Source organism: Clostridium sp. CM74B_53, assembly GCF_036318045.1.
Lineage (GTDB): Bacteria > Bacillota > Clostridia > Lachnospirales > Lachnospiraceae > Pilosibacter.
Genome location: NZ_JAWQDE010000002.1, coordinates 178,203 through 199,861, shown reverse-complemented (window position 1 = coordinate 199,861; position 21,659 = coordinate 178,203). Strand labels below are relative to the sequence as shown.

Sequence of the window (21,659 nt, the reverse complement as noted above, 5' to 3'; positions counted from 1 at the left end):
GTGATATCAAATGAGTGAGTACTCCTGGGATAATCCTAAGTTGCAGTTTATTTGTGGACAATGTCATTTAAAAGATAAAGTTCCGAAATTATGTCATGCTGTTGAGCCACCGATAGAAAAAACATTTATTCCAGAGTCCACAAGTGATTGTTTCTTTATTCGCGAATCATATTGGCAGCGTGTTCCACAGGAGCAGAGGGATGAATGGACAGAGTTCATAAAAAAGAGAAGTGATAGATTTTATGGAAAGGATTAATGTTGTATTTGAAAGGATAATAAAATGAGTTTGAAAGAGGAACTTCTGCAAATCAAAACATATGAAGAGTATGAACCTCAGAGAGAAAAATTCCGAAGTCTTGTTAGGGACAAAGAAGTGTTGGAACATTTGAATATGCTGTATGGAAAAGGATACGTTGGTGGAGACATTGAACATGGTCTTATAGAAGAGGTTTACAAAACTCCGCCAGGTCAGGGAAAACAACGCATTGGAAGATAATGAAATCAACCACCGGTCAATAGGCTGGTGGTATTTTTATACCCATTTTCAGGTGTTGCGACGTCGCAACAAACAGGGAGGTGATTACAATAGGATTTTTCAAGTGGATCAGATGGATCAGACAGCACCGTTGCAGCCATCACTACCGCAAGCATTGGAGCCGGGATTCTGGTCCGTATGGCGGATATGTGATGCGCTGCTCATTATGCGGGAAAGAGAAGGGACGGTATGATTGATATTTTTTGTACCGGAGCATCCTTCTACGGCGTAAAGCTCAGCTATGCAGCAATGGAAATCATTATGAGAGAGGATTTTGTAAAAGATCAGGACTTTATTGAGTTTGTCTTTGAAGATGGAACCAAAGGAGCGATCAGAAAGGGTACAGTCATTGGTTTTGCAGAATCAACAGTAGAGGTTTAGACATGCTTAAAAGGCATGTTATTTTTATGCCCTGCCATAAGGCATAAAACTGGGCGCTACTCTGCCGGGAGTATAACCGGCCGATCCCAATACCCGGAGAGCGGGAATAAAAATCTATGGAGGTAAGCACGATGGAATGGTTAAAGACAATTTTAGAGAAGGCAGTGATCACCGACGGGAAGCTGGACGTTGATGCCACTATGAAGGAAATCAATGGGGAGTTCCCGAAGCATGCAGTACCGAAGCAGGACTACAATGATAAGGTGAAAGAACTGGGAACAGCCAATGATACGATCAAGGACCTTAAGAAAAATAATGCGGACAACGCAGATCTGCAGAAAAAGGTCAAGGACTATGAAGCTGAAGTGGCAGGACTTAAAACAGCAGCGGCGAATACCAAAAAGGAATACGCCTTAAAGGATAAGCTGAAGGAAGCTGGTGCTGTAGATGCGGATTACATCATTTACAAGCAGGGCGGTCTGGATAAATTCACATTTGACCAGGACGGTAAGGTCATCGGATTGGATGACGTTCTCAAACCGATGAGAGAAGCTTCTCCGCACCTGTTTAAGAATGCCGGCGGAACTGGTGGCTATAATCCGGCGGGAGGCGGAAATCCGCCAGGAAATAATCCGTTTGCAAAGGAAACCTATAACCTTACAGAACAGGGACGCCTGTTCAAACAGAATCCGGAGCAGGCCAGACAGCTGGCAGCTGCGGCCGGAGTAAAACTTTAAGAAAGAGAGGAATTTTAAATGGCAGGAACAACCTTACAGGACGTAATTGTCCCGGAACTTTTTAACCCGTACGTGCTTAACCGGACAATGGAGCTGTCTGCACTGGTGCAGAGTGGCATCATTGCAAATAACTCGGAGTTCGACGATTTGGCATCCCAGGCGGCGCCGACCGTTAACATGCCGTTTTTCGAGGATCTGACAGGAGAATCTGAGCAGGTGATCGAGGGAACAGATCTTGAAGATAACAAGATCACATCAAACAAGGATGTGGCAGCAATTCTCCGTCGTGCAAAGATGTGGTCCGCGACAGATTTATCCGCAGCACTGGCCGGAGCAGATCCGATGAAGGCAATTGGTACTCTTGTGGCACGCTTCTGGGAACGTGACATGCAGAAGGAGTTAATTGCCATCCTCAGTGGTGTATTTGGAACTGTGCCGGCCGGCGGATCCGGAACTCCGCCGGCAGAGACCAGGCTTGAAAGCAACATCCTGGACATTTCCGGATTAAGCGGAACGAAGGCGAACTGGTCCGGAGCTGCGTTTATTGATGCGGAACAGAAGTTAGGTGATGCGAAGGCGCAGTTGACCGGTGTTTGCATGCACTCTGCAACAGAAGCATATCTGAAAAAACAGAATCTGATCGAGACCGTGCAGCCGTCCAATGACGTTGCATTCGGTCTGTATCAGGGAAAACGCGTTATCGTTGATGATGGCTGTCCGGTATCTGACGGTACTTACACGACGTATCTCTTCGGTAACGGGGCTGTAGCACTTGGAAATGGTCATCCTGTTGGATTCGTACCGACTGAGACCGATCGTGCAAAGCGCAAGGGTTCCGGTGTCGATTATCTGATCAACCGTAAGACCATGATCCTGCATCCGAGAGGAATCGCATGGCAGAATGCTGAGGTGGCAAAGACCGAGGGTCCGTCCAGAACTGAGGTGGCAAACCCGAAAAACTGGAAACCGGTCTATGAGCCGAAGCAGATCCGTATCGTGGCATTCAAGCACAAACTGGGATAGGAGGCGTTATGACATTTTCGGAGATGTTAGAGAAAGTGAAGAGTAATCTGAAAATCAAGGATGACACACGGGATCTTAGCATCTCCGATGTCATCCTCGAAGTCTGCGATTACTGCAATCTGGACCAGGAGAAACTTCCGGAACGTTTGGAACCTTTTATTCGCAAGAAGGTGAAAGATGCGATGGATTATGAAGCAGTGAAAGGAACTGGTTATCAGCAGGACATTGCCAGCATTAAAGAGGGCGATGGAAGCATTACCTACGCCATGGGTGGCAGTAACAGCCGTGAGGGCATATACGGTTTGTCAGATGCTGATAAAGCGGTACTGCGGCGTTACAGGAGGTTGAGAGGATATGTTTAACCCTTATGAAGTGATGTATGATTCGGTTATGGATGTGTATCGGTATCAGGACAAAAAGGATGACGCCGGTTTCGACGCGTCCGGCGAGAGCCTGGTGGCATCAAGCGTAAAGTGCCGGTACAGCATTTCAAACCAGGGAGCCGCAGGAAGCCCGGTGCCTTTCCTGCAGGCGGCTAATCAGCTCTTCTGCGGACTGGAAACAGATATCCGGGAAGGTGACAAAGTGGTGGTCACGCTGTACAACGGACAGAAGGTAAAACTTCGGGTTGGAGAAGCACATCCTTATAGTTTCCAGTACCAGTGCCGGGTAGAGAGGGATGAGAAGGCGTGAGCAGTTCCAATTATCGAAGAAATAAGGCGGCGCTGGATGTGTTTCGGAAAGATCTGGAAGCAGAGATGGGTGATCTCTCGGAAATCGATATCAAGCTCTTAAACCAGGCAGTGAACGAAGGGGTACGGGACATCAAAAAGAATACACCAGTACGAACCGGACATTTGAGAAAGTCCTGGCGGTCGGCTCCTGCGGTAAAAGGTCCTTCTGGGGTAAAGAAAGTTCTGGTCAATGTGGCGGACTATTCTGAGTTTGTAAACTATGGGCACAGAGTTGTAAGCCGATCGGGAAAGACAACAGGATTTGTTCCGGGAAACCATATGCTGGAGAAAGGTATTTCCTATATCGACAGGCGGCTGATGGGACTTTTCAAAGCAGAGATCGAACGGGTCAGGAGGGAACACGATGGTTGAGAGTCTATATAAAGCGATTGCCGCGGAATGCCGCTCATCTGTGCCGGAGCTTAAGAAGATTTACCGGGATAACATTCCACAGAATATGGAATTTCCGTGTATCCTGGTAGAGATTACGGAAACGACGGCAAACCGGCGTCTGTCAGAAAGACAGCGGATCAAACAGAACTTTGATGTTCAGTATTTCCCTGGTGATGAAAGCGAAAACCGCAGAAAAGAATGTGAAAAAGTAAAACAGAAGATGCTCCGGCGTTTTGATGTGGTAAGCGCCGATGGCATCTTTTTTTATGTCAGGAACAAAAATGCATCTATCGTGGATGATGTTCTTCATCTGTTGTTCGATGTGACCTACACCGAATACGAGAAGAAAGAGATCCCGAAGATGGAAGAAATGAACACAAATATAGAAACGGAGGAAAAAGATGGCAGGAATATGGGAAAGCCAGAATAAGGTCATTCCGGCAGCGTACATCAACCTTGTTACCAATACACCGTTGAGCATCACGGCCGGAGACCGGGGAACTGTGGCGCTGGCACAGGAACTGTCCGTGGGAGATGATGGTGCTATCTATCGCATCACAGCGACGGAGGCAAATTATCCGGAGAACGCTACTGCTGCAGATAAGAAACTGGCAAATCTGGCACTTCTGGGAGCCAAGGCGGTGCTTTTATATAAGCTTCCGCCAAATCATACGGATGATCATGTGGAAGCGATGCTTGCAAAGTTAAAGACGGAAGACGCAAACGTGATCGTGTATCCGTATTTGAAGTCCACAACATCTGCATCAACCGCTCAGCAGACGATCGCAAACTGGGTTAAGGCAATGCAGGAAGAGGAAGGTAAGAACATTACGGCGGTTTTGACCAATTATGTTGCAGACAGCCAGTATGTGATTAACAACGTACAGGGAGTAACGCTTTCAGATGGATCCACACTGACTGCAGCAGAAACAGGTGCATGGATCGGCGGTGTAACGGCCGGGGCAAAGATCACGGAATCCAATACCGCAAGAAAGTTTGTCGGCGCGATCGATGTAACACCAAGAATGACAAAGACGGAGATGGAGACGGCGATCAAGGCAGGAAAGCTGATCCTTACTGTGGACAAGTCCCAGAATGTCACGGTCGTGGCAGATGTAAACTCGCTGACAAGCACGACACAGACCCTCGGTGACATCATGAAGCAGAACCGGTCTGTACGTACTGCGTGTGGAATCCGGGAGGACATCGGAACGGTCTGGGATTCCAACATCAAAGGTAAGTACAACAATAACGAGGAAGGACGATCTATTTTCAAGAGCGCCCTGGTTGAGTATTTCGCTGATCTGGAACGCCGTGGTGCGATTCAGAATTTCAGTGCAGATGACATCACAGTAGAAGCCGGAACGGCGATCAACGCTGTGGTAGTAACCGTTGCAGTTCAGCTTGTTGGCAGCATGGAGATTGCCTACATCACAGTAAATCTGACGTAAGGAGGGAGACAGATGGCAAATTATACACAGCTCAGTGATACCCTCGGTGGATCTGAAGGAAAAGGCTTTATCACCCGCAGCGGACAGAACCGTGAAATGTTTGAGATCTCGAAGATCGATGCGCATGTCACACTGACTGTTGCAGAGAAAAAGCTTCTCGGGCACCGTATGAAGCAGCATAAAGTTGTTGGAGCAACCGGAGAGGGATCTGGCACATTTTACTTCATGAATTCGGATGCATTAAAAGAGTTTCTCGGATACAAAAAGAACGGCGTTTACCCGGCATCCACCCTGCAGTTCCTGAATGAAGATCCGCAGTCCACGGTGGGTCGGCAAACAGTGACGCTGTTCCATGTGATCTTAAAGACAGTCCCGGTCGCATACCTGGAAGACGATAGCGAGGACCCGATCACATTTGATTCTGATTTTACATTCGATGACTGTGACTGCCTTGAGGCGTTCCAGTTACCGGAGAATTTTAGATAAGGAGAGAAGACTATGGCAGATATGAAAGAAATGGATTTATATGGCTTTTTACATCCGGAAATAACTCCGGATAAAGAGATTATCGTATCCAGCCGTTTTAAAACAAAAGGAGGGGATCCTCTTCCTTTTGTGATCAGACCGCTGACACAGGATATCTGTGATGCGATCCAGAGAGGCTGCATCAAGACGGATAAGAAAGGGAACCAGACATTTGACCGTGTGAAGTATGTAGCGGAGACAACAACGGCCGCAGTGGTGTTCCCGGATCTGAAGAATGCCGAGCTTCAGAAAACTTATGGCGTAATCGGAGAGGTGTCTCTTCTCAAAAAGATGCTTTACACAAATGAATATGATCGTCTGATCGATGAGGTTCAGACGCTATCTGGTCTGGAGAATTTCGACGATTTGAAGGATGAAGCAAAAAACGCATAAGGCATAATGATCTGGAATTTTGTCTGGCTCATTATGCCCTGCAGAAACTGCATATTCTCCCTGAAACACTGGCAACGATGCCGATTAGGGAGAAAGCAATTGTATTAGCAAGTATTGAACTTCGAATTGAGGCGGAGAAGAGAGCTGCGAATAAGCATTAGGGAAGGAGGAATCACATGGGAGTACTGAGAGCAGTGTTTGAGTTGCAGGATCGATATTCATCGCGAATCTCGAAAATCATGCAGGCCTCCGACCGGGCGGCAGCATCGATTGAAAAGGCGAGTACGGCGGCCGATAAAGTCAGTACAGGACTTGATAAGGTAGGAAAATCAGGAACAAAGGCTGGGGTAGGATTAAGCGGAGCAGGCGCGGGTGCCGACAAGACCAAGACGAAGATGAAAGGGCTTGGCGATGAGATGGAGCGGACAAAGAAAACTGCTGATCGAGTTGCCAAAGCTCTGGCGGGTGTCTTCGCTGTAAAAACTGCTGTCGATGTTGGAAAAATGCTTGGTTCTGCTTCTGATGCATATGCAAATGCAAATACCAGGCTGAACCTTGTGAATACGGATGATTCCGGGAATGCTATCGACCCGAGTTTCCAGAATAAGGTCTACGCCTCCGCGCAGCGTTCCAGGGCATCTTTTGAGAGCACAGCGAACGGAATTGCCAGCCTGGGCTTAAATGCCAGCAGCGCCTTTAAAAACCAGGATGAGCTGATTGCCTTCGTTGAGTCGATCAATAAGCAGTTTGTAATCGGTGGAACAGAAGCCGGAGCTGCGGCAGGAGCCATGGTCCAGTTAACCCAGGCGATGGGATCCGGCGCACTCCGTGGCGATGAGCTGAATTCCGTCCTGGAAGCAGCGCCGAGCATTGCCAGAAATATCGAAAAATACATGGGATGGGCGGAAGGATCCATCAAGAAGTATGCCGAGAAAGGCATGCTGTCGGCAGAGATGGTAAAAAATGCCCAGCTTGCGGCGATGGATGAGATTGACCGGAAGTTTAATTCTATGCCGATGACCTGGGCACAGGTCTGGACAAGCGCCATGAACATGATCCAGAAAGGATCAGCTCCGTTCTTGACGGTAGTCGGTTGGCTGGCGAATAACATGTCGATCATCGGGCCGCTGCTCTTGGGATTAGGTGCGGCGCTTGCGGTATACGCAACATTTACCTATGGAGCTGCGGCAGCCCAGTGGGTGCTGAATGCGGCGACAGCGGTGTGGAATGCATTGTGCACGATGAATCCAGCGGGGCTCATGATGATAGGAGTCATAGGCTTGATTGCAGTCCTGTACGCCGGTGTGGCAGCGTTTAATAAAATTACTGGTGCTTCGGTTAGCGCAACGGGAATTATTGTTGGAGCAGTGTTTACAGCAGGGGCAGTGATTGGAAATGTCTTCATTGGAACCTGGAATCTATTCACAGGAATTGTATTTAACGTGGTGAACGCATGCATCTCGTTTGCTGAGTTTTTTGCCAATTTCTTAAATAATCCGGTCCTTGCAATTGTGAACCTGATCACTGATCTTGCCAAATTTGTGGTGGGAACCATGCAATCCGTGGCTAAGGCCATCGATGCAGTATTTGGATCTAATTTATCTGGTATTGTAAGTGGATGGTCCAGTGCTGTTGATAAATTCAAAGGAGCAATCAAATCGGAAGGACAGATTAGCTTTGATCGTGTCGATACAAGTAAGTATCAGATGAATCGGATTTCGTACAGTGATTCTTTTAAGAAAGGTTATGACTGGGGATCCAACGCAGCCGGTAAAGCAACCGATTTCTTTAATGGCGGTGTCGGATCTTCGATCGGAACCGTCGGGGATCCGGCTGTCGTAAAGGGAACTGAAAAGAATGGCAGCATCAAGGCGTCGTTGGAAGATGAGGATATTAGCTATCTGAAGGAACTTGCAGAACGTGACTATGTTGCGAGAATCGCCCAGAATACACTGGCGCCGAACATCGCAATCACATTTACCGGGGATATTCACAAGGAAACGGATTACGAGCAGATCGGACCGGCAATCGCTCAGATTCTTAGAGATGAACTGGAAACAGCACCGGAGGGATTATACTGATGAGCTACAGCGTGTACATCAAATACAGGAGTAAACGGTATAAGCTTCCGGTGAACCCGGAAGAAATCAAGAAGAAACAGAAGCTGAATATTGAGAAATACCAGGTGCTCGGCAGCGGACAGGTAAGCGTTCCAACTTACCAGGCATTGAATGAGTATAACTTCGAATGTGAACTTCCGCACCATGAGATGCACTATATGGAACCGGGCAGCCGCGCGGATCCGGACTGGTACATTCGAATGCTCACGAAGGCACAAAAAGAGAAAACGCCGGTCCGGCTCATTTATTCCAATGGCATGACGGATGATGAGTCGGTGATGGTGCTGGTGGAATCCTGTGAAATTTTGGAAAAATCGGGAGAAGAGGGGGATAAATATCTTGCCCTCTCGTTCCTTCAGTATCGGAAACCGTCAAAGAAATACCGCGCGGTTGTGACACCGGTAGCGACGGTGGCCCAGCCAGAGACACCGCAGCCAACGAACCCGGCAGTGGAGGAAGGAAAGACATATACTGTGCAGAAAGGAGATTCCCTCTGGAAGATCGCAAAACAGTTCTATGGGAATGGGGCGCAGTATTCGAAAATCGTAAGTGCGAACGCGGATAAGATCAAAAATCCAAATTTGATTTATCCGGGGCAGGTATTCACGATTCCATCATGAGGAGGACGTTATGCAGCTATGCGTGGAAAATAATGGTGTGATCTATGAAATATCAGAAATGTGCTCGGAGCTTAGCTGGCAGGACAAATTGAATTCTGGCGCTTCCGTCCTGGAATTTACATACTTGTATGACGGAGAACTGATGATCAAAAATGGAGATGTCGTCCGACTCACTAATACCAGTGAGAAGGATGGCATCTTTTTCGGAGAAGTATTCCGTGTCAGTATGGGTGAAGACCGGCGGGTGAAAGTAAAGGCGTATGATCAGTTACGACGCGGAAAGTCTAAAGATATCATTCCATTAAAAGGCGGACAGGACAATGTGGTATCTGTTACTCAGTCGATGTGCAGATATCTGAATCTAACGGCCGGGGATATGCCGACAGGAATTTCATACAAAGTTCCAAAGGATAAAGTAAAGTACCAAGACACATGGATTGATGTGATCTATGAACTGATCGGAGATACCCTTCTTAATACAAAAACTGCGGATAATCCGCAGGGAGAATGGTATCGTTTGGCGGACGTTTACGGAAAAATCCGGTTGGATAACCTCCGGGACCTTCAGCTCCCTTTGGTACTTGGTGATGATTCCCTAACATATGGATACAGCTGGGAGAAGTCCATCGATGATGAATTTTACAATGTGGTGAAGATCTCCTGGATGGATGAGAAGAACGGAAAGGCGCAGACCACTCAGGCTGCAGATCAGGATTCAGTAAATCGATATGGAAACCTGCAGTATTATGAGCATGTTTCGGATAAGAGCGCTGACGCGGGAAAGCTTCAGGAGAAGGCGAAGAAGCTTCTACAGCTATATAACCATGAGAAAGAAACGATAAAGCTGTCCTGTATCGGGGATCATTCTGTGAGAGCTGGATGCAGTATTTATGGCAGCATTGCAGATATCGAACTGGACCGGCGTGTGATCGTAAAAGAAGTAACACACAAATATTTGCCGACGCACACAATGGAACTGGAGGTGATCGCCCAATGATGCTGACGGAAGAACTGAAGAAAGTGATGAGTGCATTTCTGAACAATCAGAAACTGCCCGCGATAATTGTGGGTACCTATGACGGATCCGGGGTTCGGGTGAATGAGAAGTTCAAGATCCCAGCGGCACAGCTTTCTGGAAACATGAAAGCGCAGCTGAGGACAGGAGATAAGGTTCGCATGATTGCGGGAACCGGTTGGGAGGAATTTTACGTATTGGAGATCATTGAACGGCGTCTGGCCTTCAAGGAGGAAATAAAAGAGGAGGCGCTGAAGTAATGGCTTTGACAACAGATACCAGAATTCAGAAACAGACATTTTCAAATCGGAGCTACAACGACTCAGGCACCTGTATTCGTGGAATGGTAAATGATCTGGAGGCACTGGGGCAGGCAATCCGGAAACGACTCTCGACGCAGCAGTTTGAATATCCGATCTACAGCTTCAATTATGGAGTGAACTGGCGGGACCTGATCGGACAGGATCAGGAGTATATTCGGGCTGAGATGCAGCGGATGATCCGGGAGACACTGCTGCAGGATGACAGGATCAGCGATGTGTCTGGCTTTTTGTTTGAGTTTAAGGGAATCACCTGCGTATGTTCTTTTGATGTGTCGAGCATATTTGGTCAGTTACGGGAAGGAGTTGAGATGAATGTTTGAAGATAAGACGTATGAAAATATCCTTCAAGGTATGCTCAATCGTGTCTCTAACGATGTGGACAAACGAGAAGGCAGTGTGATTTATGACGCCCTTGCCCCGGCGGCGTATTTTCTGGCAGATCAGTATTTTCAGCTGAGTAACTTTGTTGACCTTGTTTTCCCGGACACAGCGGTCGGAGAGTATCTGGACCGTGCCGTTAGCGGATATGGAGTGAATAGAAAAGTTGCAAGCCCGGCAGTTCGGAAAATCGTAACATCCGGAGATGTTGCAATCGGGACAAGATGGATGATCAGTGATGTGGCATATCGGATAATCGGTCGGATAGATGAAAACGTCTATGAGGCAGAATGCGAGACAGCAGGGAAGATCGGAAATACATATTCGGGCTCTCTGGAGCCGCTATCGGCAGTTTCGAATGTGACCGCAGAACTGACAGACATTATTACTGATGGAGCCGATGAAGAGACAGATGAAGCGCTGAGAGAACGTTTCTATGAGAAGGTACGGAATCCAGCGACATCGGGAAATAAACATCATTACAGACAGTGGGCTCTTGAAGTCCCTGGCGTCGGAGATGCGAAAGTATTTCCTCTTGATTCTGGAGATGGGACATTAACAGTAATGATTGTAGATGTAGACAAGGCAAGAAACCCTTCGTTGGAGCCTGCCGTGCGAGATTACATAGAAACAGTTCGTCCAATCGGAGCAACGGTCACGGTCTCGAGTCCGACAATGAGGTCTGTCAATGTGTCAGCGAATGTGATTCTGGATGGAACAAAAACGTTGGATGATGTGCTTGCTATGTTCAAGAGCCAGTTCACGGAGTATTTGAAATCGTTGGTTTTTGTGGAGTATCGTGTCAGCTATGCGAAAATCGGAAGTCTTCTTCTCAATATTGAAGGAGTCCAGGATTACGATGATTTAAGGCTTAATAATTCCACCGGCAATATCATAGTAGGAGAGAAAGAAATTCCTGCGATGGGTACGGTAAGTCTGGAGGAGGTGCATACAATTGCGGCTGATTGAGGTCTTACCAGATTATTACGATGATAACAAAACGATGCAGGAGATTCAGGGAAATCTATCGCAGGAGTCGGATAACTTGGAAGATGGCCTTGCAAATACCTTAAAGGAGATATATTGGACAAGCGCTACGGGAAAAGGATTGCTCTCAAGACATGAGAGAATATTCGGAATTATCCCTGATGCAGGAAAATCAGATCGTTACCGGAGAGAAAAAATTTCAGCAAAAGCGGCAGGGGCCGCGACCACATTGGTGGCACTGATCCGGAATATCGCAGAAAGTTATACCAATGCAGCGGTAGAGATAAAAGAGGATAACCCGAAATACAGAGCAACGGTTCGGTTTACGGGAACATCGGGAATTCCTGGGAACATTAAAGACATCAAAGAGAGTATCGAAGAAGCGATTCCATGCCATATCAGGATATTGTATGAGTATATTTTCAACACCTATGGAGCTGTTGGAACCTTCACGCATGAACAGCTTGCTGCATTTACTCATTATAAGATTCGAAATGGACACTTGAAGACCAGAATCATGGAGATGGGGACTTATCAGCATATCGAACTTGGGCAGCTGACTCATGATCAGATTACGAAAGGAGATTTACCGAATGGCAACTAACACAACAAATTATGGATTTAAAAAGCCAGATGAAAGTGATTTCTATGACGTGGCGGATCAGAATAAAAACTGGGATCTGGCAGATGAAGCACTGAAAAATCTGGATACGCCGACATTTGAAGACTATACTGGATCAACCGCAGTTCCGTCAGCAACGGATGCAATCGATCAGATCAAATCGAAAGGAAAGCTGGGGACACTCTTATCAAATATCAAGGCTGCATTTAAAGGGGCTTGCTTAATTGGCCATATTGTCAATAACTGCGTGACGGACAACGCTGGATTGCCATTATCGGCGGCGCAGGGGAAGGTGCTGAAAGACCTGTACACTCAATTGTATAGTGACATGAGCAACTATAGAGCAATTATCGTGAATGATACACCAGCAGATGATATCCCTTCGCTCTTAAAAGCAAAGGCAAAACTCATCTCGAACCAAAATAAGGGAGATGGATTTTATGTGATCATAGGAGGATGGCAGGGCAAGACTTATGGGTTCTCTATCGGAAATGTTATAGGCGGAAAAATCACTATTGCATGTTTTCTGAACAATAACTGTTATCTGGCCACATGTGATTATTCGAATCCTGAAAGCAATTTTTCGTATGCAACTATGAAGCCGGATTTATCACCCTATATTACAAAATCTCAGCTGTTTGCCGCTCAAAGTCAGTCTTTTCTTGTGAACAAAAGCACAACTATAGATGGGACATTGTTTTCCACAGCAAATTTTAAAGCGCAAAGACCTAATAACGGAACCGGAGCCGCTTCATACGGATTTGAAAATATCGGCATAAATTCAGGTGCTTTATACCTCGATCCAACGGATTACAAACTGCATTTTATAAATTATGAAGGAAAGGATTTTACGATAAATTGGACAAAAAACTAAGTAAGTTTAACCCATGCAGTATCGCCATTTCCAGTGTTATATTGATATCGATCACCATTTACGCTGAATAATAATGCACATGATCCACCGCATAATACATATCCGGTTTGTCTGTTTGGAGTAAATGGTCCACTATATCCGACAAAACCAATTTTAGGCAATGCACCAGTATAGACCTTTTTCAAATCGTCAAATGTATAATTGGTCATGTTAATAAAAAATTTGTTTTGAAAATCGGTAAGATCATTAGACAATAAGTATGGTGCTTTTTCCCACTTTGCTTCTTGTGTAAGACAGAAGAACTCTTTGGATCCACTGAGTGCCCATATCCACCAATTAGATGCAAAGCAAATAGTGGTGCCGCTTTTTGATCCTGATGGCAAAATATCTGTTTGCCTCCAATCGATATATCCGATATAAACAGTTTTATTTTGTTGGCTAAGAGATACAAGCGTTGATAAATCAGTGATATTCCCGCACCACGTAATTTTCTCACTATACAATTGAGTGTGCTGTTGGCAGAGAAAGCCCCTATCCTTTACAATATCTGTGTAAAGGAGGGGCTTATTGTGATAGAGAAAATCATCAAAAACGTGCTGACAGAGATGACACCGCACCTAACTCCGGAGCAACTGGAGCATCTTGGAAACGTCCTATACCTGAATTTCCATGGAAAAGAGATCCAAGAAGAGAACACAGAACTGATGGATACCGGTGTGGATGGAGACGAGGCGAAGATCCGGATGTTTGTAGCCAGTAAGATCGCCATGAACAGAAAGAGGAAAACGTTGCAGCATTATATCAAGGAAGTCAGGAACGTGCTGAAATTCTTAGGGAAGAGTATCGATGCAGTAACCGGCATGGATCTCCGGATGTACTACGGTTACATGAGGGAAAAGCGAGGAATCAAAGCGGTGACGATGCAGACACGTCTGCATTACCTATCCAGCTTCTGGGACTTCCTGATCACGGAGGAACTGGTCCGGAGCAATCCGGTTCGCAAAGTCGGGACATTGAAGCTTGAGAAAGAGATCAAGAAGCCATTTTCAGCCGAAGAGATGGAGCGGCTCCGGGATGCGTGCCCCGGAGTGCGTGATAGGGCCATGATCGAGTTTCTGTATTCCACAGGAGTTCGGGTCTCAGAGATGGTCTCACTGAATATCGGAGACATTGAAATGGGAAAACAAGAGTTGATTGTGTACGGTAAGGGGAGCAAAGAGAGAAAAACGTACATTACAGATAGTGCCAAATTCTATCTGAAGAGATATCTGAAGGAGCGGGATGCAAAAGACAGTGATCCACTTTTCGTGACAGGAGATAAGCCGCACGGTCGCATGTCCGTGGCCGGAATCCAGTATATGCTTCGGCAACTCGGCAAGCGGGCCGGAGTCGAAAAGACGCACCCGCATAGATTTCGGCGGACGATTGCCACGGATCTGTTGGCCAGAGGGATGCCGATCGAACAGGTAAAGGAGTTCCTTGGCCATGAAAAACTGGATACCACGTTGATATACTGCACAGTAAAGGAGGAACAGGTTAAGGCGAGTCATCGGAAGTATGCTTAATCAATAGAAAATGATAAAAAAAGGCGGGCGGAGACGGCCGCTTATTTGATGTGCATTGAGATTTTCCAGATAGAGTCTGGACGGGATGCGGACCGGCTTAGTTGTATAGTGATTTGAATACCACAAATAACAATTTGAGTAAGGCAAAATATACAAATGATTTGTTTTACGATAGAAACGAGCCGGCATTTGTAAGTTGGAATGGCGACACGCTTAACACCCCCCTTAAAGCTGGTCTTACAGACTGTCAGGAAGGTTTTGCATTCTGCTATGGAAACTGGAATAGTTACATGACAGTGATTGCGTTTGCAAAAAATTCCAATAAAATGTGGATATATAGCAAATTAACCCAAGAATGGACTGAATATGTTACAAAGAATAATTTGAATGCTCGCTTCATGGACATGTCAGATTTCACAATTGAGAAAATCAAGTCCGTTTACGGTACCAACATACCAATTGTAGGATATATAAATTATACCTCAGCGATTGCGCCAGATGGAAATACTGGATTTGTCCTTGCCGCAGCGCATTGTGCCATCTTTATTTCATTGACCGGAAGCATATATGGACTAACATCTGGAAACAACTGGGAAAAAAAGAATTAAACTCATTGCTTTTTAATCTTGTACCAGTGGATAAATTTATATTCCCAAATGGTACATCCCCAAATACCACTATTTATACGAGGAGACGTTATGATAAGCGTTCCAAATCGACATCCGTTATCTGCGCTTATGTCTTTTCCAATTAAGACTCCATAAAAATCACCAGAAGTATATTCAGACATAATTTCCTCTCCTGCATCGGCATTCACTTTCGATGTTATAGTTAAGAAAGCATAAAAACCTGAATGCGTCAATTGGGATGCGGATGATAATGAGTCAATATTATCTAAAAACGTTGTTCCTTTTTTATAATTTGCTGTAATTGCATTTGTATCACTATACAATTGAGGAAAAAGAGAAAAATCAACTCATCAACACAAAAATCAACTACAAATCACATAAATTTGAAAACTCAGGATCCGCGAGGGTCCTTTTTATATACAAAAAATTATTTTTTTAGGAGGTATTCCATGGAAAAAATCAAAATCAAGGGATCAAGCAAGTCATACGAGATCCGGAGCATCCAGACGATCGAACCACACGTGATGCAGATTGTCTTCGTGGGTACACCGCCGACAAAATGGGGAGATATCACCCTATACACGGACGGCGGCATCGAATGCGCAACGCTGACGGGATGGACTACAGTATATCGCGATGAGGGACAGACAGTCTATCTGTCAGATGATGACAGCGTGTACCAGACACCGGATCCGGATACTGGTGGCGAGATCCTTCCGCCGGAGCCGTATGTCCCGACTCTGGAAGAACTACAGGAAGCAAAGAAACAGGAAGTGAATGCTGCTTGTAACAAAACTATCGTCGAGGGATTTGACGTGGAGCTTTCTGATGGTCAGATACATCATTTTACGATGAAAGAAGAAGATCAGATTGCATTTTTAACATGCCTGGCCTTAATCAGCAAAGGAGAAACTGCAATTCCCTGGCATCCAAATGGCAGTAGCACTCAGCCATGTGTATTTTATAGCACCGATGACATGCAGAAAATCACGGATGCAGCGTATGAGCATCGGACGTTCCACACTACTTACTGCAATAGCCTTAAGATTTGGGTGGAAGCGACGGAAACAGCTGAAGAACTGCAGGAGATTTACTATGGTGCGGATGTGCCGGAAACATACCAGTCAGATGTCCTCAAAGCATATCTTAAAGCAAAAGAAAGCGTAGGTGGTACGGATGAATCAGAAGCTGTTAGATAAATACTTATTCTTATTTGGCACAGGCGGATTGCTCTACATACTGATCGAGTTGATTTGGAGAGGGTACAGTCACTGGACCATGTTCGCTCTGGGTGGAATCTGTTTCGTATTTCTCGGTCTGATCAACGAGATCTTGTCCTGGCAGATGCCGCTGTGGATGCAGGTTGTGATTGGAGCGGTCGGAATCACGACATTAGAGTTCTTGACCGGCTGCATCGTCAATCTGTGGCTCGGCTGGGGAGTCTGGGACTACAGCGGGCTTCCGGGCAACCTCTTGGGGCAGATCTGTCCGCAGTACTTTCTTATGTGGCTGCCGGTGGCACTGGCCGGAATCGTCCTGGACGACTGGATCCGGTACCGAAAGTTCGGAGAAGAACGACCGCATTACAGATTGATATAGAGGAGGGATGGTGTGCAGACAGAAGTTATAGTTGCTCTGGTGGGGTTAGCAGGCAGCAGCCTTGGCAGCTTAGCTGGTGTTGTTGCATCGGCCAAGCTGACTGCATATCGCTTAGAGCAGCTTGAGAAAAAAGTGGATAAGCATAATACCGTGATCGAGCGTACATATAAATTAGAGGAGACGCAGGCGGTCATGGAAGAACAGATTAAGGTTGCAAACCATCGGATCGCAGATCTGGAGGAAAATCAGAAGGAGAATTAATGTATGCAGATTAAAGATTATGTAAAACCGGAATTGTTGGTAGTTGCAGTTGTATTATATTTTGTTGGTGCATGGTTAAAGCAGAGCGAAACCGTGAAGGATAAATATATTCCGCTGATCAACGGCGGAATGGGTATTGCGATTTGCGCTATCTATGTATTTGCTACTTGTGCATGTGCCAATGGTCAGGATATTGCTTTAGCTGTGTTTACCGCAATCACTCAGGGAATTCTCGTAGCCGGACTTTCTACTTATGTGAATCAGTTATTAAAACAGTCAGGAAAAGAAGATTAGGAGGAGGTGATCCCACTATCTCCCGTCACGGTCCGGGATATGGCCGTTGCGACGTCGCAACAGCTCGGAGGGGATATCCTTCCGGGCTTTCTTCTGATAGGAGAGGAGAGAAAATTATGAGAGATATTACATTATGCCACCCACGCCTCCAGACACTGGCTACTGAGTTAATCAAGGAATGCGAGAAGCAGGGACTGCAGATCAAAATCGGTGAGACGCTACGCACCACGGCAGAGCAGGATGCCTTGTACGCACAGGGGAGATCGAAGCCGGGTAAGATCGTCACGAATGCAAAGGGCAGCAGCTATAGCAGCTATCATCAGTGGGGTACAGCTTTTGATTTTTACCGGGCAGATGGGCATGGTGCGTATTATGACAAAGATGGATTTTTCACGAAAGTCGGGAAGATCGGAGTGACACTTGGCCTCGAATGGGGTGGAAATTGGAAATCCATCACAGATAAACCTCACTTCCAGCTCCCCGACTGGGGTAGCAGTACCAGTGGGATAAAGAAACATTACAAGACCCCGGAAGAGTTCATGAAGACATGGCCAGCGACGGAGCGGAAGACCATTACTCCGGGCTGGCAGCATGATGCGCACGGCTGGTGGTGGCAACTTGAAGACGGATCTTGGGTAGCGAATGACTGGCGCCTGATCAATGGTCACCATTACCTCTTCGGAGCAAACGGTTACGTCAGGACTGGTTGGCACCGCTGGAATCCAGACACAAAGCAGGTGGATCCGGCTGACGGCTCCGGAGACTGGTATTACCTTCAGGAGGATGGAGATCTGCAGGGCGCGTGCTGGCACAGCAAAACTAATGGTGCGATGGAAGTGTGGCATGTAGAAAAGTAGGGAAGAGGTGGTGTCCTGCATAAGTAAGAGCCGCTTTCTTAACAAAAAATGTAGAATACATTCATATAAGGAAAGAATGCAGGACATCTAAGAGAGCTTATTCGTGTTGCATTTCGTGTTGCATAATGGCGAAAAAGAGCGTTTTTGGGAGAAAAAACAGCAAGAAATAGGTTTATAACATTCCTGCGAAACCCGCATAAAATAAGGGAAAACGCTATTTATGGGGCATTCATGGAATCAATGGTTATGGGTTCGATTCCCCTCAGGTCCACTTATAAGAATCTCGAGAAATCCAGCGTTTATGCGGGGTTGCGGGGTTCTTATTTTTTTAAAGAAACAGGATAGCTGATTGACAAACTCAGCATTATCCCGTACACTTTTATTACAGAGAATATAAAAAGCAAAGGAGAACTCTTATGAAAAAACGGGGCGATTACTTAAAGAAAGCATATTATCACTTAATGAAGATCGAACAGAAGAAGAACAAGATCTTCGGAGTGGAAAACTACGGCGAGATCAATGCGGAATTAAACCGCAAGTTCGCGAAAGGCGAGTATTTTGATTCCAGCGAAGTTTATGTTGAAGATGGTTACCTCTGCGTAGGCGAAGGTTTCTTCCGCCTGTCCGGAAAAGAGCAGGACGCTCTGATCGAGTATCTCTGCCCGGAAGATGACAGCACAGAGGAATAAAAATGAACCTTTTTGCGTAACGGGAAGTTATCACGACAGTCGCCAAGGTCTCGCGCAAGCGCGGACTTTGGCTCGTTATTCGCGTAAACAAAAAAGACCGGATCCGTTCTTTACGCAGGATCCGGTCTTTTTGCAATTATAAAATACAGCTTAAATTTTTGATAAACGCATCTTTATCGGAAATCTCTGCGGCGTCAGCGAGAAGTTCGGCAATCCCGTTTACGGTCTCCTCGTCAGCTTCGAAAAATTCTGCCCATGCGTAAAACATGCATTTTAAATGCTCCATTTCATCCTCGCCTGCTTTTGCCAGCGCGATCATTTTATCGAGAAACTCTTTTTCAGTAATTCCCATCGCTGTAAACTCCTTCCATTATGATCCGGATCCGGATCAGATTATGCGGCTGACCTGGCTCGCGGCAGCCACACCTAAGATTCTTCATATCCGAGTTTCAGGGTGATCAGTGAGTCGTCATCCAGAACCTCGCCCTTCTTATAGATATAATCGCGGATCAGAACCTTCAATTTCTCATTGACGGCCGGACTTGAAAAAATAGTATCCGGAACCGACTTTACGAACTCTTTGAGCCCCATTCCTGCAGTTCCCACCGGGCATGGGAGCGAAGCCTCGCGGCATGCCATACCAACTGCACAGGATAATTCCATGTGATTGATCAGCCGTGCCGGTGTCTCAAAGTTTTTGATCTTGATCTTCACGGACATCGGAACAAGCGTATGTACCATCGGCAGGATCTCCTTTCTGCCCCTCGCGGTCACGGACCATCTTCCAGATCAGGTCATGCATCCACTGGACAGTCTCCTGAAGCTTTGAATTTTCTTCTTTCAAACGGGCAATCTCGGCTTCCAGTTCCTGAATTTTTGCATCTTTTTCTTCGGACATGGTAAAAAACCTCCCTGAAAACTGTATGAGAACAGAACAAGTATAACATCAGAACAGAAAACTGTCCAGTGCGGGAAAAACGAAATCGCTATGTGAAATCACTCTGGGATATGGGATCAATACTTTTCCGGATGGAAAAGAGTGATTGATTCGATCGCGACTTTGAGATATAATAACCTTTGTTTATATTTCTGCCAAAAAGACATAAAAAGAGGGACATGAAAAATGAGTGCAGTATTATTGAAAGCGGGATGTTTTTTTCTGATCATCCTGATGGGATACGGTTTAAAAAAGATTGGTCTTTTGCATCAGACGGATCTTCCGGTCTTCTCAAAACTTGTCACAAAGATCACGCTGCCGGCGGCGATCATCCATAATTTCGGCCAGGCGACTATGGATGTCTCCATGCTGGTGATCGTATTGATCGGCTTCCTGTGCAGCGGCGCGTACGCGGTGATCGGCTACGGACTGTTCGCAAGGGGAACGAGAGAGCAGAAGGCCTTTGGTCTTGTGAATGCTTCGGGATATAATATTGGATGTTTTACCATGCCGTTCGTCCAGGGATTTTTAGGTGCGCCCGGCGTGGCGTGCACGAGTCTCTTTGATACGGGAAACGCGGTGGTCTGTACCGGCGGTTCCTATGCAGTGGCGATGTCAGTTGCCGGAAAAGGAGGAAACGGGGATAAACACCAGATCCGCAGGATCGTGGTGCAGCTTTTAAAGTCGGTTCCTTTTGACTGCTATGTGATCATGACGGCGCTGACCATGGCGGGACTCCGGCTTCCGGTCTTTGCGGACCAGGTTGCTGAGACGGTGGGAAATGCCAATACATTCCTTTCCATGATAATGATCGGTCTGGGACTGGAATTACATATGACGAGAGAACAGACAGGCAGTGTGGCGAAGATCCTGGGAACCCGCTTCATGATCTCGGCGGTCCTGGCGATCCTGTTTTATCAGTTCCTTCCATTTTCCCAGGAGATCCGCAGAACACTTGCGATCTTGATGTTTGGTCCGGTATCGGCGCTCGGAGTCGCGTATACGTCCATGCTTGATGGAGATATCAATCTGGCCAGTGCAGTGAACTCGGCATCGATCATTCTGGGGATCGTGAGCCTGACAGCGGCGATCATTGTCTTCCAGTAATAGTTCTGAAAAAATAGTTGCGACACAAGGAGGAATAAGATGGAATTACGGAATGAAAAGGATGCGAGGTTTATCATCCGGCACCATGTGACGGAAGAAAAGCTGCTTCATCTGGAAAAAGGAGTCCGGAAACTTGGTTTCCAGTCCGGCGGAAAACGCATCATGTCGATCTTTCTGGGGGTGTTCCTGCTCTGCATGGCAGCGAAGGCGATCGTCGGAGGCACGATCGGGGATGCGCTGATGATGATCGGGATCCTTTGTGCCATGGGCTTCCTGTTCGGCGGATATGCGCTCCTCAAAGGTTGGATGGATGCGAAGAAACAGATCCATCTGCAGTTTGAGGCAGGAAAGATGGATGACAATTACCAGTGGGAATACCGCTTCTATGATGACGGATATGAGGTTGTCGGAAAGAATGAGAAATCCCGTGTGGAGTACGATAATGTGGGACGTCTCATCGATATGTCCGGCATGTATGTGATCGTGGAACGCGGAAATGTGGTCCGGTATTTCATGAAGGATGACGCGGTGCAGGGAAATTCCACGGAACTTGCAGGTTTCCTCACGGAAAAATGTCATCTTCCGATGGAACAGCTCACGGTACGATAGG

General features: G+C 46.4%; 34 protein-coding genes. 30 read left to right on the top strand and 4 right to left on the bottom strand.

Features of this window, described 5'->3' with window-relative positions; translation table 11 throughout:
- Nucleotides 1–10: 10 nt before the first annotated feature.
- The 20 genes from V2546_RS02400 to V2546_RS02305 all read left to right on the top strand — a co-directional run bounded on the left by V2546_RS02400 (nt 11) and on the right by V2546_RS02305 (nt 13,111).
- Entirely contained in the window at nt 11–256 is a 246-nt protein-coding gene (locus V2546_RS02400) for a hypothetical protein (RefSeq protein WP_329751457.1), read from the top strand.
- Nucleotides 257–280: 24 nt separating this feature from the next.
- Nucleotides 281–496 (top strand): hypothetical protein, encoded by a 216-nt coding sequence (locus tag V2546_RS02395; protein ID WP_329751456.1) that lies wholly within the window; start codon nt 281–283, stop codon nt 494–496.
- A 228-nt stretch (nt 497–724) separates the two neighbouring features.
- A complete protein-coding gene (locus V2546_RS02390; protein WP_329751454.1) occupies nt 725–916 on the top strand; it encodes a hypothetical protein in 192 nt (63 codons plus the stop codon).
- 131 nt (nt 917–1,047) lie between these two features.
- Nucleotides 1,048–1,653 (top strand): phage scaffolding protein, encoded by a 606-nt coding sequence (locus tag V2546_RS02385; protein ID WP_215702749.1) that lies wholly within the window; start codon nt 1,048–1,050, stop codon nt 1,651–1,653.
- Nucleotides 1,654–1,671: 18 nt separating this feature from the next.
- Nucleotides 1,672–2,676: a major capsid protein gene (locus V2546_RS02380; RefSeq protein WP_329751453.1), complete on the top strand. Its 1,005-nt coding sequence runs from the start codon at nt 1,672–1,674 to the stop codon at nt 2,674–2,676.
- Between the two features lie 8 nt (nt 2,677–2,684).
- The gene (locus V2546_RS02375; protein ID WP_329751452.1) at nt 2,685–3,038 is read left to right on the top strand and encodes a head-tail connector protein; all 354 of its coding nucleotides are present in this window, start codon (nt 2,685–2,687) and stop codon (nt 3,036–3,038) included.
- Nucleotides 3,031–3,369, top strand: a complete 339-nt coding sequence (locus V2546_RS02370; protein WP_329751451.1) for a hypothetical protein — start codon at nt 3,031–3,033, stop codon at nt 3,367–3,369. Before V2546_RS02375 ends, V2546_RS02370 begins: the two co-directional genes overlap by 8 nt.
- On the top strand, nt 3,366–3,782 hold the full coding sequence (locus tag V2546_RS02365; protein ID WP_329751450.1) for an HK97 gp10 family phage protein: 417 nt from the start codon (nt 3,366–3,368) through the stop codon (nt 3,780–3,782). The genes V2546_RS02370 and V2546_RS02365 overlap by 4 nt, the downstream gene beginning before the upstream one ends.
- Nucleotides 3,775–4,233 carry a phage tail terminator family protein gene (locus V2546_RS02360; RefSeq protein ID WP_329751449.1) on the top strand — a complete coding sequence of 153 codons (459 nt, stop codon included), beginning with the start codon at nt 3,775–3,777 and terminating at the stop codon, nt 4,231–4,233. The genes V2546_RS02365 and V2546_RS02360 overlap by 8 nt, the downstream gene beginning before the upstream one ends.
- Nucleotides 4,205–5,254 carry a phage tail sheath subtilisin-like domain-containing protein gene (locus tag V2546_RS02355; RefSeq protein WP_329751448.1) on the top strand — a complete coding sequence of 350 codons (1,050 nt, stop codon included), beginning with the start codon at nt 4,205–4,207 and terminating at the stop codon, nt 5,252–5,254. The genes V2546_RS02360 and V2546_RS02355 overlap by 29 nt, the downstream gene beginning before the upstream one ends.
- A 12-nt stretch (nt 5,255–5,266) precedes the next feature.
- Complete coding sequence (locus tag V2546_RS02350; RefSeq protein WP_329751447.1) at nt 5,267–5,740, top strand: phage tail tube protein; 474 nt, start codon at nt 5,267–5,269, stop codon at nt 5,738–5,740.
- 12 nt (nt 5,741–5,752) lie between these two features.
- Complete coding sequence (locus V2546_RS02345) at nt 5,753–6,172, top strand: phage tail assembly chaperone (protein ID WP_252197394.1); 420 nt, start codon at nt 5,753–5,755, stop codon at nt 6,170–6,172.
- Nucleotides 6,173–6,348: 176 nt separating this feature from the next.
- The gene (locus V2546_RS02340) at nt 6,349–8,253 is read left to right on the top strand and encodes a tape measure protein (protein ID WP_215702757.1); all 1,905 of its coding nucleotides are present in this window, start codon (nt 6,349–6,351) and stop codon (nt 8,251–8,253) included.
- A complete protein-coding gene (locus tag V2546_RS02335) occupies nt 8,253–8,912 on the top strand; it encodes a LysM peptidoglycan-binding domain-containing protein (protein WP_215702758.1) in 660 nt (219 codons plus the stop codon). Before V2546_RS02340 ends, V2546_RS02335 begins: the two co-directional genes overlap by 1 nt.
- 10 nt (nt 8,913–8,922) lie before the next feature.
- Nucleotides 8,923–9,909, top strand: a complete 987-nt coding sequence (locus V2546_RS02330) for an XkdQ/YqbQ family protein (protein WP_329751446.1) — start codon at nt 8,923–8,925, stop codon at nt 9,907–9,909.
- On the top strand, nt 9,906–10,187 hold the full coding sequence (locus V2546_RS02325; RefSeq protein WP_215702760.1) for a DNA helicase: 282 nt from the start codon (nt 9,906–9,908) through the stop codon (nt 10,185–10,187). Before V2546_RS02330 ends, V2546_RS02325 begins: the two co-directional genes overlap by 4 nt.
- Nucleotides 10,187–10,570 carry a DUF2634 domain-containing protein gene (locus tag V2546_RS02320; protein WP_329751445.1) on the top strand — a complete coding sequence of 128 codons (384 nt, stop codon included), beginning with the start codon at nt 10,187–10,189 and terminating at the stop codon, nt 10,568–10,570. Before V2546_RS02325 ends, V2546_RS02320 begins: the two co-directional genes overlap by 1 nt.
- Entirely contained in the window at nt 10,563–11,597 is a 1,035-nt protein-coding gene (locus V2546_RS02315) for a baseplate J/gp47 family protein (protein ID WP_329751444.1), read from the top strand. The genes V2546_RS02320 and V2546_RS02315 overlap by 8 nt, the downstream gene beginning before the upstream one ends.
- Complete coding sequence (locus tag V2546_RS02310; RefSeq protein ID WP_215702763.1) at nt 11,584–12,219, top strand: putative phage tail protein; 636 nt, start codon at nt 11,584–11,586, stop codon at nt 12,217–12,219. The genes V2546_RS02315 and V2546_RS02310 overlap by 14 nt, the downstream gene beginning before the upstream one ends.
- Entirely contained in the window at nt 12,209–13,111 is a 903-nt protein-coding gene (locus V2546_RS02305; protein ID WP_329751443.1) for a hypothetical protein, read from the top strand. The genes V2546_RS02310 and V2546_RS02305 overlap by 11 nt, the downstream gene beginning before the upstream one ends.
- Here V2546_RS02305 and V2546_RS02300 read toward each other — a convergent pair.
- On the bottom strand, nt 13,108–13,614 hold the full coding sequence (locus tag V2546_RS02300; RefSeq protein ID WP_329751442.1) for a hypothetical protein: 507 nt from the start codon (nt 13,612–13,614) through the stop codon (nt 13,108–13,110). The two genes, V2546_RS02305 and V2546_RS02300, sit on opposite strands and share 4 nt — an antisense overlap.
- A gap of 66 nt (nt 13,615–13,680) precedes the next feature.
- Between V2546_RS02300 and V2546_RS02295 the strand changes: the two genes are divergently transcribed.
- The 8 genes from V2546_RS02295 to V2546_RS02260 all read left to right on the top strand — a co-directional run bounded on the left by V2546_RS02295 (nt 13,681) and on the right by V2546_RS02260 (nt 19,005).
- Nucleotides 13,681–14,676 carry a tyrosine-type recombinase/integrase gene (locus V2546_RS02295; RefSeq protein WP_329751441.1) on the top strand — a complete coding sequence of 332 codons (996 nt, stop codon included), beginning with the start codon at nt 13,681–13,683 and terminating at the stop codon, nt 14,674–14,676.
- Nucleotides 14,677–14,810: 134 nt separating this feature from the next.
- On the top strand, nt 14,811–15,284 hold the full coding sequence (locus tag V2546_RS02290; RefSeq protein ID WP_329751440.1) for a hypothetical protein: 474 nt from the start codon (nt 14,811–14,813) through the stop codon (nt 15,282–15,284).
- A 470-nt stretch (nt 15,285–15,754) separates the two neighbouring features.
- The gene (locus tag V2546_RS02285; protein WP_329751439.1) at nt 15,755–16,504 is read left to right on the top strand and encodes a DUF4376 domain-containing protein; all 750 of its coding nucleotides are present in this window, start codon (nt 15,755–15,757) and stop codon (nt 16,502–16,504) included.
- Nucleotides 16,482–16,904, top strand: a complete 423-nt coding sequence (locus V2546_RS02280) for a putative ABC transporter permease (RefSeq protein ID WP_329751438.1) — start codon at nt 16,482–16,484, stop codon at nt 16,902–16,904. Before V2546_RS02285 ends, V2546_RS02280 begins: the two co-directional genes overlap by 23 nt.
- Nucleotides 16,905–16,916: 12 nt before the next feature.
- Complete coding sequence (locus tag V2546_RS02275; protein WP_329751437.1) at nt 16,917–17,165, top strand: hemolysin XhlA family protein; 249 nt, start codon at nt 16,917–16,919, stop codon at nt 17,163–17,165.
- Nucleotides 17,166–17,168: 3 nt separating this feature from the next.
- Entirely contained in the window at nt 17,169–17,459 is a 291-nt protein-coding gene (locus V2546_RS02270; protein WP_329751436.1) for a phage holin family protein, read from the top strand.
- 116 nt (nt 17,460–17,575) lie between these two features.
- Nucleotides 17,576–18,316 (top strand): M15 family metallopeptidase, encoded by a 741-nt coding sequence (locus V2546_RS02265; RefSeq protein WP_329751435.1) that lies wholly within the window; start codon nt 17,576–17,578, stop codon nt 18,314–18,316.
- A gap of 416 nt (nt 18,317–18,732) precedes the next feature.
- Nucleotides 18,733–19,005, top strand: a complete 273-nt coding sequence (locus V2546_RS02260) for a hypothetical protein (RefSeq protein ID WP_118529716.1) — start codon at nt 18,733–18,735, stop codon at nt 19,003–19,005.
- 136 nt (nt 19,006–19,141) lie between these two features.
- On the opposite strand, the gene V2546_RS02255 is transcribed toward V2546_RS02260, so the two are convergent.
- The 3 genes from V2546_RS02255 to V2546_RS02245 all read right to left on the bottom strand — a co-directional run bounded on the left by V2546_RS02255 (nt 19,142) and on the right by V2546_RS02245 (nt 19,903).
- Nucleotides 19,142–19,357, bottom strand: coding sequence for a hypothetical protein (locus tag V2546_RS02255; RefSeq protein ID WP_329751434.1), 216 nt, complete (start codon nt 19,355–19,357; stop codon nt 19,142–19,144).
- A 74-nt stretch (nt 19,358–19,431) separates the two neighbouring features.
- Entirely contained in the window at nt 19,432–19,746 is a 315-nt protein-coding gene (locus tag V2546_RS02250; protein ID WP_118529718.1) for a DUF3837 family protein, read from the bottom strand.
- Nucleotides 19,694–19,903 carry a hypothetical protein gene (locus V2546_RS02245; protein WP_118529719.1) on the bottom strand — a complete coding sequence of 70 codons (210 nt, stop codon included), beginning with the start codon at nt 19,901–19,903 and terminating at the stop codon, nt 19,694–19,696. The genes V2546_RS02250 and V2546_RS02245 overlap by 53 nt, the downstream gene beginning before the upstream one ends.
- Nucleotides 19,904–20,128: 225 nt before the next feature.
- Between V2546_RS02245 and V2546_RS02240 the strand changes: the two genes are divergently transcribed.
- Both V2546_RS02240 and V2546_RS02235 read left to right on the top strand, forming a co-directional pair.
- The gene (locus V2546_RS02240; RefSeq protein WP_329751433.1) at nt 20,129–21,049 is read left to right on the top strand and encodes an AEC family transporter; all 921 of its coding nucleotides are present in this window, start codon (nt 20,129–20,131) and stop codon (nt 21,047–21,049) included.
- Between the two features lie 39 nt (nt 21,050–21,088).
- Complete coding sequence (locus tag V2546_RS02235) at nt 21,089–21,658, top strand: hypothetical protein (RefSeq protein ID WP_329751432.1); 570 nt, start codon at nt 21,089–21,091, stop codon at nt 21,656–21,658.
- Nucleotide 21,659: the final 1 nt, after the last annotated feature.

Bases quoted from the DNA above. Each gene is read 5' to 3' on its own strand.
- V2546_RS02400 (WP_329751457.1), top strand. From the start codon at position 11: ATGAGTGAGTACTCCTGGGATAATCCTAAGTTGCAGTTTATTTGTGGA.
- V2546_RS02395 (WP_329751456.1), top strand. From the start codon at position 281: ATGAGTTTGAAAGAGGAACTTCTGCAAATCAAAACATATGAAGAGTAT.
- V2546_RS02390 (WP_329751454.1), top strand. From the start codon at position 725: ATGATTGATATTTTTTGTACCGGAGCATCCTTCTACGGCGTAAAGCTC.
- V2546_RS02385 (WP_215702749.1), top strand. From the start codon at position 1,048: ATGGAATGGTTAAAGACAATTTTAGAGAAGGCAGTGATCACCGACGGG.
- V2546_RS02380 (WP_329751453.1), top strand. From the start codon at position 1,672: ATGGCAGGAACAACCTTACAGGACGTAATTGTCCCGGAACTTTTTAAC.
- V2546_RS02375 (WP_329751452.1), top strand. From the start codon at position 2,685: ATGACATTTTCGGAGATGTTAGAGAAAGTGAAGAGTAATCTGAAAATC.
- V2546_RS02370 (WP_329751451.1), top strand. From the start codon at position 3,031: ATGTTTAACCCTTATGAAGTGATGTATGATTCGGTTATGGATGTGTAT.
- V2546_RS02360 (WP_329751449.1), top strand. From the start codon at position 3,775: ATGGTTGAGAGTCTATATAAAGCGATTGCCGCGGAATGCCGCTCATCT.
- V2546_RS02355 (WP_329751448.1), top strand. From the start codon at position 4,205: ATGGCAGGAATATGGGAAAGCCAGAATAAGGTCATTCCGGCAGCGTAC.
- V2546_RS02350 (WP_329751447.1), top strand. From the start codon at position 5,267: ATGGCAAATTATACACAGCTCAGTGATACCCTCGGTGGATCTGAAGGA.
- V2546_RS02345 (WP_252197394.1), top strand. From the start codon at position 5,753: ATGGCAGATATGAAAGAAATGGATTTATATGGCTTTTTACATCCGGAA.
- V2546_RS02340 (WP_215702757.1), top strand. From the start codon at position 6,349: ATGGGAGTACTGAGAGCAGTGTTTGAGTTGCAGGATCGATATTCATCG.
- V2546_RS02335 (WP_215702758.1), top strand. From the start codon at position 8,253: ATGAGCTACAGCGTGTACATCAAATACAGGAGTAAACGGTATAAGCTT.
- V2546_RS02330 (WP_329751446.1), top strand. From the start codon at position 8,923: ATGCAGCTATGCGTGGAAAATAATGGTGTGATCTATGAAATATCAGAA.
- V2546_RS02325 (WP_215702760.1), top strand. From the start codon at position 9,906: ATGATGCTGACGGAAGAACTGAAGAAAGTGATGAGTGCATTTCTGAAC.
- V2546_RS02320 (WP_329751445.1), top strand. From the start codon at position 10,187: ATGGCTTTGACAACAGATACCAGAATTCAGAAACAGACATTTTCAAAT.
- V2546_RS02315 (WP_329751444.1), top strand. From the start codon at position 10,563: ATGTTTGAAGATAAGACGTATGAAAATATCCTTCAAGGTATGCTCAAT.
- V2546_RS02305 (WP_329751443.1), top strand. From the start codon at position 12,209: ATGGCAACTAACACAACAAATTATGGATTTAAAAAGCCAGATGAAAGT.
- V2546_RS02285 (WP_329751439.1), top strand. From the start codon at position 15,755: ATGGAAAAAATCAAAATCAAGGGATCAAGCAAGTCATACGAGATCCGG.
- V2546_RS02280 (WP_329751438.1), top strand. From the start codon at position 16,482: ATGAATCAGAAGCTGTTAGATAAATACTTATTCTTATTTGGCACAGGC.
- V2546_RS02270 (WP_329751436.1), top strand. From the start codon at position 17,169: ATGCAGATTAAAGATTATGTAAAACCGGAATTGTTGGTAGTTGCAGTT.
- V2546_RS02265 (WP_329751435.1), top strand. From the start codon at position 17,576: ATGAGAGATATTACATTATGCCACCCACGCCTCCAGACACTGGCTACT.
- V2546_RS02260 (WP_118529716.1), top strand. From the start codon at position 18,733: ATGAAAAAACGGGGCGATTACTTAAAGAAAGCATATTATCACTTAATG.
- V2546_RS02255 (WP_329751434.1), bottom strand. From the start codon at position 19,357: ATGGGAATTACTGAAAAAGAGTTTCTCGATAAAATGATCGCGCTGGCA.
- V2546_RS02250 (WP_118529718.1), bottom strand. From the start codon at position 19,746: ATGGTACATACGCTTGTTCCGATGTCCGTGAAGATCAAGATCAAAAAC.
- V2546_RS02245 (WP_118529719.1), bottom strand. From the start codon at position 19,903: ATGTCCGAAGAAAAAGATGCAAAAATTCAGGAACTGGAAGCCGAGATT.
- V2546_RS02240 (WP_329751433.1), top strand. From the start codon at position 20,129: ATGAGTGCAGTATTATTGAAAGCGGGATGTTTTTTTCTGATCATCCTG.
- V2546_RS02235 (WP_329751432.1), top strand. From the start codon at position 21,089: ATGGAATTACGGAATGAAAAGGATGCGAGGTTTATCATCCGGCACCAT.